We start from the raw sequence: 13,144 nt of genomic DNA on the forward strand, positions 1-13,144 counted from the left end.
ATGTCTCGCCGGCGGGAGACCGCTACCCTCGTGCAGGCATGTGTGGGCGGGCGCACGTGCTCCACGACACCACCGACATGAAGGAGTGAACCACCCATGGCTGCGACCAGCAACGCAACCACCAGCACCGCAACACACGGCACCACGGGCGCAGACACCGCACGCCGCGCCGCCGTCGCCCCCGGCACCGCCATCACCTACCGCGCCGTCACCTGGGACGACCTCGACGCCATCGTCGACGCGTTCTATGACACGTGGGGCGTGGACGAGCCCGGCGACCCCCACATCGCCCGGCTCACCTCACGCCACTTCGTCCTCCACTACCTCGAACCCGCAACGCGCGGCGAACTCGCCGAAACCGCGGACGGCACGTTCCTCGGCGTCACCCTGTCGCGCGTGGCCGGCAGACCCGTGCTCTTCCCCCAGGTGACCGGCGAACTCGCCCGCGTCAACGCGGAACTCGACGCCACTCCCGCCGGAGCGGACGCGCTCGCCCGCACCGAGGCCTGGCATGCGCTCGAGGAACGCATGGAGGACGACATCGCCATCAACGACCGCGCCCCCGCCGAACTCGAGCTGTTCGTCGTCGCCCCCGCCTCACGCGGCCACGGCGTCGGCGGCACTCTGTGGCGCAACCTGCTCGCCTCGTTCGCCGAAGCCGGCGCCTCCCGCTACTACCTGCACACCGACTCCAGCTGCGACGTCGGCTTCTACGAGCACAAGGGCCTCGCCCGCGTCGCCGAACGCTACGCCAAAGACCACCCCGACGAACACGTGGGAGACGGGGAGGACATCTATATCTACGAGGGCGAGGTGACCGCGTGAGCGGGGTCGCGGCCGCGAAGCCGCGTTCCCCATACGCGCGCCTCTTCTCCATCCCCGGCACGAAGGCGTTCTGCGTCTCCGGCGCGGTGGCGCGACTGCCGATCTCCATGATGAGCCTCGGCATCGTGCTCGCCCTGAACCACCTGTACGACAATTGGACGGTCGCCGGCACGATGAGCGCCACCTACGTGTTCGCGCTCTCCTGCGTCACCCCGTTCTACGCGCGCCTGTTCGACCGGTTCGGGCAGCGTCGCGTCGGCCGCGTCGCGCTCGCCGTGCAGGTCACGGCGATGCTCGCGTTCGCGTTCGCCGCCCTGTTCCGCGTGCCGATCCCGCTGCTGTTCGCGCTCGCCGTCGTGATGGGCCTCACCCAGTTCTCGTTCGGCGCGCTCGTACGCACCCGTTGGGCGTACACGCTGCGCGGTCGCGACGACGGCGAGACGCTGCTCAACACCGCGTACGCGATGGAGGCGGCCATCGACGAGGTCGTGTTCATCCTGGGCCCGATTCTCGCCGCATGGCTCGCCACCAGCGTGCATCCGGTCAGCCAACTGTTCGTGCCCACCATCGCCTGCGGCGTGGGCGGCGCGGTCTTCTTCTCACTGAAATCCACGCAGCCGCCCGCCATCGTCGAGACCATCGAGGTCATGGCGTCCGATGCGGTCCCGCACGTCGCGGGCGGCGCTCCCGACGCTTCCGAGGCCGCCACCGACGCCACCGCCCCGACTGCCGACAGCCTGTCCCTCGACCGGCTGCGCCGTCAGGGCGCCAAGCCGAAGAGCGCGCTCCTCTACGGCGGCGTGCTGCCGCTGCTCGTCGTGTTCCTCGTGTTCAACATGAGCTTCACCTCGTTCGACGTGTCGGTCACCGCCACCATGAAGGGAATGGGGCTCGAACGGTTCCTCGGCCTCCAGCTCGCCATGTTCGCCGTCGGCTCGTGCATCGGCGCGATCGTGTTCGGCTCACGCACGTTCCGCGGCTCGCATTGGGCGCATATGGTCGTCTTCCTGAGTCTGCTCGTCGTCGGCTACGTGGGCTTCCGCCTCGCGATGGACAACCTCATCCTCCTCGGTGCCATCGAGATCGTGTCCGGACTCGTCGTCTCGCCGCTGTTCACCACCGGCAACCTCATCGTCAAGGACCTGGTGCCGGCGGAAAGCCTCACCGAGGGCCTGAGCTGGGTGACCACCGCCGGCACGGTCGGAACGTCGTTCGGATCGTCGGTCGCCGGCGTCGTGCTCGACGCGTCCAGTCCGCACATCGGCATGCTCCTACCCGCGCTGTTCACCGCATGCGCCGTGCCGCTCGCCCTGCTCGGCTGGGCGCTGGCGCGCCGCCGCTGACCGACGCCCCGCGTCCCACCACTCGGGACGCGGGGCGCGCGTGTCGCGTCTTGCCGATACAACGGGCGGTATGACTGGAGAAGCAAAGCAGCCCGAACAGACGACCCCCGCATCCCCCGTGATGTCCCGCCGCGCCCGCGAGGCGCAGCCGTTCCGCGCCATGGTGTTCGGCGAGAAGGCCGACCGCATGATCGCCAACGGCGTGAGCGTGATCAAACTCTCCCTCGGCGAGCCCGACTTCGGTGCGCCGCCCGCCGTGCGCGACGCGATGCGCGAACAGTACGACGGCCGCGCCCTGCCGTACACGGCCGCCATGGGCCTGCCCGAACTGCGCGAGGCCATCGCCCGCTTCTACCGGGAACGCCACGACCTCGACATCGACCCGAGGCGCATCATCATCACCTCCGGCGGCTCGGCGGCGCTTCTGCTCGCCACCGCGCTCACCGTCGACCCGGGCGACGACGTGATCGTCGCCGACCCCTCCTATCCGTGCAACCGCGAACTCATCAACAGCTTCGAAGGCAACGTCATCGACGTGCCCACCTCCGCGGCCACGCGCTTCCACCTCAACCGCGACCTCGTCGCCGTCCACTGGACCGACCGCACGAAGGCCGTGATGATCACCTCGCCGTCCAACCCGACCGGCACGACCATCGACTTCGACGTGCTGAGGGACGTATGCGACTATGCGCGCGACCACGGCGCGTGGCGCATCGTCGACGAGACGTACATCGACCTCGCCGACCGCGAACCCGACGGCACCGAGATCCGCTCCGTGCTCGCCTGCGACGACGACGCGATCGTGTGCAACAGCTTCTCCAAGTTCTTCGGCATGACCGGCTGGCGACTCGGCTGGGCCGTCATCCCCGACGACGACGCCATCCTCAAGGCCGTCGACGACCTCGCCACGAACTATTACCTGTGCGCGCACACGCCCACCCAGCACGCGGCGCTCGCCTGCTTCACCGAAAGCAGCCTCGCCGAATGCGAACGCCGCCGCCAGGAGCTGCTCGCACGCCGCCGCATCGTCATCGACGGGCTCAAGCGCATCGGCCTGCCCGTCGAAGTCGAACCGAACGGCGCGTTCTACGCGTACTTCAATATCACGTCCACCGGGCTCGACGCGTGGACGTTCTGCGAACGCGCCCTCGACGAGGCCCACGTCGCGCTCACGCCGGGACGCGACTTCGGCGCCGCCACGGCGGACACGCATGTGCGCCTCAGCTACGCGGCGTCGCGCGAGGCGCTCGCCGAAGGACTTGATCGGCTCGGCCGCTGGCTGCCCACGCTACACGCGTGACGGCACACACGTGACGGCACACACGTGACGACGACACGGCAGAACACGATACGAAACGACACATCGACAACCATCGATATATAAAGGAACGACACCGCACATGGTCAACCTGCGCTCGCACACCACCCGACTCGGCGTGCTCGACATCGGCTCGAACACGATCCACATGCTCATCGTCGACGCCGCACCCGGCGCCCGCCCCGACCCGGAGGCCAGCACGAAGACCACCGTGCGCCTCATGCAATACCTGAAGGACGACGGTTCGATCAAAAAGGCCGGCATCGAGGCGATCCTCGAAGCGGTCGACGAGGGCATGAAGCTCGCCGAGGAATATGAGATTACGCAGTTGCTCGCCATGGCCACCAGCGCCATCCGCGAGGCGCCGAACGGCAACAAGGTGCTGCGCAAGATCGAGGAGCGCATCGGCCAGGGCGTGACGGTCCTGTCCGGAACCGACGAGGCGCGGCTCACGTTCCTCGCCGCCCGCCGCTGGTACGGCTGGGACGCGGGCCGACTGCTCATGCTCGACATCGGCGGCGGTTCGTTGGAGGTCGCGATGGGCTCCGACGAGGAGCCGACGGTCGCGCTGTCCGTGCCGGCTGGTGCCGGCCGCGTCACCAAGGAGTTCCTGCCGGAAGGCGTCGCCACGCCCGACGAGCTGGATGAGGCGCGCAAGCAGGTGCGTCGGATCCTCGAACCGATGATCGAGGCGTTCCCCAAGTCGAAGCATCCGAATCACGCGGTCGGCACGTCGAAGACGTTCCGCTCGCTCGCCCGCCTCGCCGGCGCGGTATTGCGCCAGCCGGGCCGCGAGGACACGATGATCATGACGCGCGAGCAGCTGGAGGATTGGATCCCGCGCCTCGCCGCCATCGAACCGGACCAGCGCGTCGCCCTGCCGGGCATCACGCCGGAGCGCACGCTGCAGATCGTGGGCGGCGGCATCGTGGCGGACGAGATCATGAAGGCGCTCGACATCCAGGAGATCGAGATCTGCCCGTGGGCGCTGCGCGAGGGCGCGATCCTGCGCTGGCTCGACCAGTTCGGCCGCACCCGCCTCGGCTTCTGAGCCGGTTTCGCCGTCTTGTCGTGGTTCGCTCCGTGATTTGCCATGGAAAAACGTTGAGGAACGTGGAGCGAACCGTGACGGGGGAGGAGCGAACCGTGACGGGGGAGGAGCGAACCGTCACCCCTCCAACTGCTTGAGCTCCGCGCGCACCTTGGCGAGTTTCGCGAACGCCTCGTTGCGCTGTGCGGGGTTCTTCGCGCGGCCGTGGTCGCGCACGAGCTTCGCCTCCTGCGCCCGCAGCGCGACGACGCGGTCGCGGCGCAACAGGCGTGCGTCCAGATCCGTGTGGTCGGCGGTGCCGAGGATCGCCTGCGAACACAGCGACTCCCACGCGTCATCCATCGAAGCCCCTGTGATCTCCAACAGCAGGTCGCGCGGGTCCGCCCAGTCGGAGACGTGCACGGCGTATTGCGCCGTATGGCCGGGGCGTCCCGGCACCTTGCGCCGCACGGCGAGCGCGCACTGCTCGACGGTCACGTCCGTATCCGCGTCCGTGCCGTCCGTGCCGCCGGCGCCGCCAGCCGTCGCCGCGTGCCCGTCGCGCACGCAGACGAACAGCACGCCGCTGCCCGGCCGCTGCGCCGCGATATGCTCGACCACGTCGGCGGGAACCGCGGTGTCCACGCCGTTGAGCCGCAGCCCGAGCACGAGGATTTCCCTCACCCGCGTTCCCTCGGCGACGCCCGCATTGGCGGGGCGCAGTAGCGCGAGCATGTGGATCGAGGCGACCGCGTGCACGAGATGCTGCTTCAACGTGTTGGAGATCGGCCCCTTCCCGGCGAACAATGCTTTGGGCAGCGTCCCCTTCGCCGCCGGTATCGCCGACCTGTCCGGCAATCCCAGTTCCAGCGCGGTCACCGTGCCGCAGCTCGCCACTCCTCGCGTCGCCTTGCCGGCACCCGTCCCATCGGCCATCGTCGGCCTCCCTTCCTTCGCGCCGCGCATATACGCCGCGACGCCCGCGGATATTGCTACGACACTACACCAGATGCCGGCGCGATGGCGGAGCATGACCGCGCGGGGCCATGCATGGCTGGGGAGATGCTGGTATCCTGAAGATAGGTTGCGAACGGACGGGGCGCGCGTCACAACGAGGTGTCGTGGTCTTGGTCCCTCCCCCGAAGGAGGAGATGGCCATGAGGGCGATTCTCAAACGGTTGCTGTTGGCGGTCGTGGCGCTGTCGTTGCTGCTGGTTTTCTGCAACGTCGTCTATCAAATGGTGACGGGGAATCCGCCGCCGGGGGAGACGTGGCCGTTCGTATCCAATGCGATCCTCTGCCTGGTGCTCTACAAGTTCGTGCTGTGATCGGTCCTGCGCCCGGCATTGCGGCTGGGCGAAAACGAAACCCCTTGGAATCACTGCGATTCCAAGGGGTGACTTGTGCCCCGGATCAGATTCGAACTGACGACACCCGCTTTAGGAGAGCGGTGCTCTATCCCCTGAGCTACCGAGGCGACGGCAATTCATTGTACACGGTTCCCGGCCGGCGGCGCGCATGACGTGTTGCGGCCCGGCTCCACGTCTTTTCTCCGGCTGGCCGCGCATGCCGCGCGCACGGTACAGTGTTGTGGGACGAAGGGAGGTCTGAAGTGGCGAAACGGACGCGGGACGGCTATCTCACCCCCGAGGAGGCGAAGGCCGACGCCCGGCGCGAACTGCTGAGGCGCGCGGCGACGCCGCAGGACGGCGGACGCAAACGCGCGGCGGGGAAGTCCAGCGCGTCATCATCGTCGAAGTCGTCGAAGAAGTCGTCGCAATCGTCGAAATCCGCGAAGTCGTCGTCGAAATCCCCGCATCCACGCACATCATCGAAAACGAAATCCCCGTCGAAATCCTCCACACCATCGTCTCGCGCGGGTACGGCCGGAACCCGTGGCGGGAAGCGCGGCGGCCGTCGTCCCGGCGTGTCCGCGCGCACGCGGCCGGCGGCACGTTCCGGCGTGTCCCGCGGCCGTGCGCCGTCACGCGGAGGCGCGTCCGGCGGCGGGCGTGGTCGCGCCGGCGTCGCCGCGGCGCTCCCGCCCCACCGTCGCGTGTTCGGCGCGCTCGCGGTCGTATGCGCGGCGCTCGCGGCATGCGCCGTCGCCGCCCGCGCGCTGCCGGCCGGGCTCCAGGCGCTCCCGTTCGTGCCAATCGTCGTCTCCGCCACGCCGTGGTTCGCGATCCTGTCCGTCGTCGCGCTGATGTTCGCGCTCGCGTCGCGCCGGTTCGTCGTCGCGCTCGTCGCGGTCGCCACGTTCGCCGTGAACGTGTGGTGGCAGTATCCGTTCCTCCACACGACCGAGCCGTTGACGCGTGCCGCCGACGCCGCGACCGGACAGGCGCACGCGGTCGTCGGCGACGCCTATGCGCGCGTGATGACCTGCAACGTGTACAAGGGGCGCGCCGACGCGCGGCAGATCGTCGATACGGTGCGCGACGAGCGGGTCGAGGTGCTGGCGTTGCAGGAGACGACGGACGCGTTCGTCGCCGCGCTCGAGGAGGCGGGGATTGGCGACTATCTGCCGTACAGCAAGGTCGCGAGCTCCGACGGCGTGTACGGCAACGGACTGTGGTCGGCCTCGCCGCTCATCAGTCCGGCGAACGACGACGTGAACTCGAGCGCCTCGTTCATGCCCGGCGGCACGGTCGCGTTCGCCGGCGGCGTCAAGGTACGGTTCGTGTCCGTGCACACGACCGCCCCCGTGCCCGGCTATTGGGGGCAGTGGAGGCGGGCGCTCGACGAGCTGGGCGCGATGAAGGCGCATACGGACACGCGATACGTGTTCATGGGGGATTTCAACGCGACCTACGATCATGCGCCGTTCCGTGACTTCCTGGGCGACCGGTTCCGCGACGGGGCGCGGATGGCGGGACGCGGGTTCACGTTCACGTGGCCGGCGGACCGGGGGCTGCTGCCGCCGCGGTTCGCCGGCATCGACCATGTGGTCGTCGACAGGGGGATCGTGGCCGGGCGGATGAAGGTGGTGCCGATCGACGGTTCGGACCATGCCGCGCTGCTCGCCACGCTGGCGGTCGGATGAACGACGGTGCATATGCACCGGCCGTGGAACCCGGCGTTATAGTGAGGGCATGAGTTACGACATGAACGCCAACATGCGGGGAACGGCCCCCGGAACCGGGTACGGCGCCGGTGCGGGCTTCGGCGCGCGCGCGGGTGCCGCCGCGGGCACCGGCGCGTCGGCGGCGCCGGACCTGAGCCGGCCGCGCCCGCTCGACCAGCTGCCGCGTATGGCCGCCGACACCACCGCCGAGAACCCCTGGCCGGTGAGCGTGCTGAGCCAGAAGTTCCACAACGCCGTCGCGAAATGGCCGGCCGCGTGGATCTGCGGGCAGATCACCGAGATCAACACGCGGCGCGCCGGATCCGCCTATCTCACGGTGCGCGACGATTTCGAGGACATCGCGATCTCCGTCTCCGGCTGGCGCGCGTTCGCGGCCGCCGCCGCGCAGTTCCGCCAGGGCGACCGGGTCGTCATCCACGGCCGTGCCGACATCTGGGTCAAGCAGACCCGATTGAGCTTCATCGGCGACGAGATCCGCAAGATCGGCGCCGGCGGCCTCAAGGAACAGATTGACGAGCTGCGCAAGAAACTCAAGGGCGAGGGGCTGTTCGACGCGGAGAACAAGGTGCCGCTGCCCGAGTTCCCCAAGTGCATCGGCCTGATCTGCGCCCCGCAGGCGCGCGCCGAAGGCGACGTGGTCACCAACGTGAACCTGAGGTGGCCGGTCGTGCGGTTCAAGATCGTGCACGCGCACGTGCAGGGCGCGCAGTGCCCGCCCGACATCATCGAGGCGATCCGGCGGCTCGACGCCGATCCGGAGGTGGACGTGATCATCGTGGCGCGCGGCGGCGGCGCGTTCGAGGATCTCATCGGATTCTCCGACGAGGGCGTGGTGCGCGCGACCGCCGCGTGCAGGACGCCGATCGTCTCCGCCATCGGCCATGAGGACGACTGGACGCTCATCGACCTGGCCGCCGACCTGCGCGCCTCCACGCCCACCGACGCGGCGAAGAAGGTCGTGCCGGACGTGCGCGAGCAATGGCAGTTGATCGACAACGCGGTGGGACGGATGCGCATGCGCATCTCCTCGCGCGTGGACAACGAGATCCGGCTCGTCGAAGGCTATGCGAACCGGCCGAGCCTCACTCGGCCGCTCACGATGCTCGAACCGCACCAGCGGTTCCTCGACGACGCGCGCGGCCGGCTCGACATCGGCCTGCGGCGTCTCGTCGACGACGCCTCGCTCACCATCGAGAAGGCGCACGCCTCGCTCACCGCGCTGAGCCCACAATCCACGCTGAACCGCGGATACGCCGTCGTGCAGACCGCCGACGGGCATGTGCTCGACGACGCCGCGAAGGTCTCCTCCGGCGACGAGCTCACCCTGACGCTGCGCAGGGGCGTCGTCACCGCCAAGGCGGACTGATCGGCGCGCGGGCGTGACGGCGCCGGCTGCGGCGCCTGCTGGGTGCCGGCATGGACGGCGCCGGCGCGAACGAACCGATACGAACGATCCGACGAACAAACGAAAAGGAATGAACATGACCGACAAGAACACGAACACGACGGAACAGGCCGCGGACGAGACCGTGGAGGCCGGTGCCACGCATGCCGGAACCGCGCAGGCCGGGGCGGAAGGCGCCGCGCCCGCCTCGACGCTCACCGACAAGGAACGCGCCGCCATCGCGCGGATGCCCTACGAGGAGGCGCGCGACAAGCTCATCCAGGCCGTGCAGGCGCTGGAGGCCGGCGGGCTCGACCTCGACCAGTCGATGCGCCAGTGGGAGATCGGCGAGGCGCTCGCCCAGCGGGCGCAGAGCCTGCTGAACGACGTGCGCGCCCGTCTCGACGCCGCGCAGAACGCCCAGGCCGCCACGGCCGATACCGCCGGCACGCAATCCAATCTGGACTAAGCCACCCCGCGGCGCATTCCGGCCCCGGACGAGGGGCCGTCCGCCTCGGCGGACCGGGGGCGCGAAGCCCGATCCGATCCGATCCGATCGCGCCGCCGGGGTGGAAACGCCCTCCGTGCCATTGTCCGGGCGGGTTGGCAACATGCTTTCCGGCCCGCCCTCGGACATGGCCCGCGCGTGCCTGCCATGGCCGGTGCACGACACGCGGAGCCGGGGGATTGTTACGTTAATCACACAGATGTGATTCCGCGAGATTCCGCCGAAAACCACTACCGCTAGTGTTTTGGCGGCGTGCCGCAACTAGATATAGGGGTGGGGATGCCGTACAGTATCTGAGGCTCCGGAAAACGCAGGGTGCTGGACCGCCCGCGGAACCCCGGAAAGAAGATGTACGACTAGGCCCGGAAGGGCCGGGATGGAGATGTGAGATGGAGACAGCAGTCATCAGTCCGACGACCACCACCGTCAGGGCCGCCGGCCGTCCGGTGCAGGTCGAGAAGCGTGACGGCCGCGTCGTCGACTTCGATCCGATCAACATCATCTCCGCCGTCAAGGCCGCGTTCGGCGACCTCGACAAGCAGGTCGGCCCGGAGGAGGAGAAGCTCATCCGCGGTTTCGCCGACCAGGTCGAGGGCGAGATCAAGGAACGCTACGCCGGTCCCGCCAAGATCGAGGACATCCAGAACCTCGTCGAGCACGCGCTCATCGATGCGCACCTGTACGACGTGGCCCGCGCCTACACCACCTACCGCCTCGACAAGGACATCGAGCGCGCGAAGGCCACCGACGTGAACGAGGCCGTGTCCCGCTTCATCAACCAGGACCCGACCCTCATCCACGAGAACGCCAACAAGGACGCCAACGTCTACGCCACCCAGCGCGACCTGCTGGCCGGCGCCGTCTCCAAGGCCGCCGCGTTCAACATGCTGCCGCCGGCCGTGTCCAACGCACACATGAAGGGCGACATCCACTTCCACGACGCCGACTACTCGCCGTTCACCGCGCAGTCCAACTGCTCGCTGCCCAACTTCTGGGACATGCTCGCCAACGGCTTCACCCTCGGCAACGCGCCGATGGCCTCCCCGAAGTCCATCGCCATCGCCGCCACGCAGATCACCCAGATCATGAAGGACGTGGCCTCCAGCCAGTACGGCGGCCAGACCGCCAACCGCGCCGACGAGCATCTCGCCCGCTACGCGAAGCTCGACTACGACAAGTTCCTCGAAGAGGCGCGCGAGATGATCCCGGACGACATGCCGATCGAGTTCGCGCGACGCCAGGTCGCCAACGCGAAGGCCAACGAGCCGGCCAAGCTCCACTTCGAGAAGGGCCGCGAGCCGCTGCCGATGGACACCCCGTTCCACACGGACGTCGACGAGCTCGAGCAGGAGCGCGAGATCCTCGCGAAGATCCGCACCCGCAAGGCCATCTACGACGCCATGCAGACCATGGAGTACCAGATCAACTCCAACCGCGTGTCCAACGGCCAGACCCCGTTCGTCACCGTCGGCTTCGGTCTCGGCGTCGACTGGTTCGCCCGCGAGATCCAGCGCGCCATCCTGCTCAACCGCATCCGTGGCCTCGGCCGCGAGCACCACACCGCGATCTTCCCGAAGCTCGTGTTCACCGTCAAGCACGGCGTGAACGCCGACCCGGGCGACCCGAACTACGACCTCAAGCAGCTGGCCCTCGAATCCGCCACCAAGCGCATGTACCCGGACGTCGTCTTCTACGACAACATCGTCAAGATCACCGGCTCCTTCAAGGCGCCGATGGGCTGCCGCTCCTTCCTGCAGGGCTGGATCAACCCCGCCACCGGCAAGGACGAGGAGGACGGCCGCATGAACCTCGGCGTCGTCTCCGTGAACGTGCCGCGCATCGCCCTCGAATCCCACGGCGACAAGGAACGCTTCTGGAAGCTGTTCGAGGAGCGCATGGAGATCGCCCACCAGGCCCTGCAGTTCCGCATCATGCGCTGCAAGCAGGCCACCCCGGTGAACGCGCCCACCCTGTTCCGCTTCGGCGCTTTCGGCCGCCTCGGCGCGAACGACAGCGTCGACGCCCTGTTCAAGAACGAGCGCGCCACCGTCTCCCTCGGCTACATCGGCCTCGCGGAGACCACCGCCGTGTTCTACGGCAAGAACTGGATCCGCGACCACGGCTGGGATCCGGAAGGCAAGGAGTTCGCGCTGTCCATCGTCAAGCGCATGAGCGAGCTGTGCAAGCAGTGGAGCAAGGCGGAGGGCTACCACTATTCCGTGTACTCCACGCCGGCCGAATCCCTCACCGACCGCTTCAACCGCATGGACCGCGAGAAGTTCGGCCGCGTCGACGGCGTGACCGACCACGACTTCTACACCAACTCCTTCCACTACCCGGTGTGGCTCCAGCCCACCCCGATGGAGAAGCTCAATTACGAGAAGGACTTCCCGTACTACGCGTCCGGCGGCTTCATCAACTACTGCGAGTACCCGTGCCTGCAGGACAACCCGAAGGCGCTCGAGGCCGTGTGGGACTACGCGTACAACGTGGGCATCGGCTACCTCGGCACCAACACGCCGATCGACCACTGCTTCGTGTGCGGTTTCCAGGGCGACTTCGAGCCCACCGACGAGGGCTTCAAGTGCCCCGAGTGCGGCAACTCCGATCCTGACAAGTGCAACGTGACCAAGCGTACCTGCGGCTACCTCGGCAACCCGGTGCAGCGCCCGATGGTGCACGGCCGCCACGAGGAGATCTCCCACCGCGTCAAGCACATGAGCGGCGAGACCGGCCACGTCACCCTCGGCGACGGCTCCACCCGCGAATGGTTCGAAGAGGCCAAGTAGTGAGCGGATTCCAGCAGGCCGCGCTCCGGGAGCCCAAGCGCCGCGACTTCGCGGCGGGGGAGACCGGGCGCGGCCCTTCCGTACCATCCGGCGGACTCGCCAACGATCCGCGGGCCGGGCAATGGGACGGCCGGCGCATGTCCCATCGCATGATCGCCGACTACAAGACCTTCGTCGTCACCGACGGCGAGGGCGTGCGCAACTCCCTGTACGTCTCCGGCTGCCCGTTCCACTGCGTCGACTGCTTCAACTCGTCCATCTGGGATTTCCAGGCCGGCCACGAGTACACGCAGCGGCTCGAAGACAAAATCATCGAGGACCTGAACGCCCCGTGGGTGCAGGGCATCACGTTCCTCGGCGGCGAACCGCTGCTCAACACCCCCGTCCTGTTGCCGCTCGCGCACCGCATCCGCGCCGAATTCGGCGATTCCAAGGACATCTGGTGTTGGACCGGCTACACGTGGGAGGAGCTCGCACGCCCCGGCGAGACCCCGGACAAGCGCGAACTCCTCGGACTCATCGACGTGCTCGTCGACGGGCGGTACTTGAAGACCCAGAAGGACTCGCTCCTGCAGTTCCGCGGCTCCAAGAACCAGCGCATCCTCGACGTGCCCGCCTCCCTCGCGCAAGGCCGCCCCGTCATCTGGGGCAAGCTCCACGACCAGGAACGCGACATCCCCGAGATCTATCTCAAGGACCGCGTCGCCGGCGAAGCCCAGCAGGCCTCGTGACACGCCACTCCCCTCCTTCCCCCCCTCCTTTCTCTCCCATGGTGCGGTGAATCTCCCATGGTGCGGTCGGCCAAAACGGCTTGATTCCGGGGTTGTGGAGGAAGTGTGTTGCCGCACCATGGGAGTTG

General features: G+C 68.2%; 11 protein-coding genes and 1 tRNA gene. 10 read left to right on the top strand and 2 right to left on the bottom strand.

Going from position 1 to position 13,144, the window contains the following annotated elements:
- The first annotated feature begins 96 nt into the window (after nt 1-96).
- From AC1AYX_RS05530 to AC1AYX_RS05545, 4 genes are all read left to right on the top strand, one after another.
- The gene (locus tag AC1AYX_RS05530; protein WP_476502568.1) at nt 97-825 is read left to right on the top strand and encodes a GNAT family N-acetyltransferase; all 729 of its coding nucleotides are present in this window, start codon (nt 97-99) and stop codon (nt 823-825) included.
- Nucleotides 826-932: 107 nt separating this feature from the next.
- The gene (locus AC1AYX_RS05535) at nt 933-2,168 is read left to right on the top strand and encodes an MFS transporter (RefSeq protein ID WP_476502622.1); all 1,236 of its coding nucleotides are present in this window, start codon (nt 933-935) and stop codon (nt 2,166-2,168) included.
- Nucleotides 2,169-2,238: 70 nt separating this feature from the next.
- Nucleotides 2,239-3,468 (top strand): aminotransferase class I/II-fold pyridoxal phosphate-dependent enzyme, encoded by a 1,230-nt coding sequence (locus AC1AYX_RS05540; RefSeq protein ID WP_476502569.1) that lies wholly within the window; start codon nt 2,239-2,241, stop codon nt 3,466-3,468.
- A gap of 100 nt (nt 3,469-3,568) precedes the next feature.
- Entirely contained in the window at nt 3,569-4,537 is a 969-nt protein-coding gene (locus tag AC1AYX_RS05545) for a Ppx/GppA phosphatase family protein (protein WP_476502570.1), read from the top strand.
- Between the two features lie 117 nt (nt 4,538-4,654).
- Here AC1AYX_RS05545 and AC1AYX_RS05550 read toward each other — a convergent pair whose 3' ends face one another.
- The gene (locus tag AC1AYX_RS05550) at nt 4,655-5,452 is read right to left on the bottom strand and encodes a DUF4391 domain-containing protein (protein WP_476502571.1); all 798 of its coding nucleotides are present in this window, start codon (nt 5,450-5,452) and stop codon (nt 4,655-4,657) included.
- A gap of 221 nt (nt 5,453-5,673) precedes the next feature.
- Between AC1AYX_RS05550 and AC1AYX_RS05555 the strand changes: the two genes are divergently transcribed.
- Nucleotides 5,674-5,844, top strand: coding sequence for a hypothetical protein (locus tag AC1AYX_RS05555; protein ID WP_476502572.1), 171 nt, complete (start codon nt 5,674-5,676; stop codon nt 5,842-5,844).
- A 76-nt stretch (nt 5,845-5,920) separates the two neighbouring features.
- Here AC1AYX_RS05555 and AC1AYX_RS05560 read toward each other — a convergent pair.
- Nucleotides 5,921-5,993: transfer RNA gene (locus AC1AYX_RS05560), tRNA-Arg, on the bottom strand.
- A 579-nt stretch (nt 5,994-6,572) separates the two neighbouring features.
- Between AC1AYX_RS05560 and AC1AYX_RS05565 the strand changes: the two genes are divergently transcribed.
- From AC1AYX_RS05565 to nrdG, 5 genes are all read left to right on the top strand, one after another.
- The gene (locus AC1AYX_RS05565) at nt 6,573-7,562 is read left to right on the top strand and encodes an endonuclease/exonuclease/phosphatase family protein (protein WP_476502623.1); all 990 of its coding nucleotides are present in this window, start codon (nt 6,573-6,575) and stop codon (nt 7,560-7,562) included.
- Between the two features lie 49 nt (nt 7,563-7,611).
- Nucleotides 7,612-8,970, top strand: a complete 1,359-nt coding sequence (gene xseA / locus AC1AYX_RS05570) for an exodeoxyribonuclease VII large subunit (protein WP_476502573.1) — start codon at nt 7,612-7,614, stop codon at nt 8,968-8,970.
- 115 nt (nt 8,971-9,085) lie between these two features.
- Nucleotides 9,086-9,457, top strand: coding sequence for an exodeoxyribonuclease VII small subunit (locus AC1AYX_RS05575; protein WP_476502574.1), 372 nt, complete (start codon nt 9,086-9,088; stop codon nt 9,455-9,457).
- Nucleotides 9,458-9,885: 428 nt separating this feature from the next.
- Nucleotides 9,886-12,285, top strand: coding sequence for an anaerobic ribonucleoside-triphosphate reductase (gene nrdD / locus AC1AYX_RS05580; RefSeq protein WP_476502575.1), 2,400 nt, complete (start codon nt 9,886-9,888; stop codon nt 12,283-12,285).
- Nucleotides 12,285-13,016: an anaerobic ribonucleoside-triphosphate reductase activating protein gene (nrdG, locus tag AC1AYX_RS05585; protein WP_476502576.1), complete on the top strand. Its 732-nt coding sequence runs from the start codon at nt 12,285-12,287 to the stop codon at nt 13,014-13,016. Before nrdD ends, nrdG begins: the two co-directional genes overlap by 1 nt.
- The last annotated feature ends 128 nt before the right edge of the window (nt 13,017-13,144 follow it).

This window comes from Bifidobacterium sp. LH_419, from assembly GCF_056356955.1.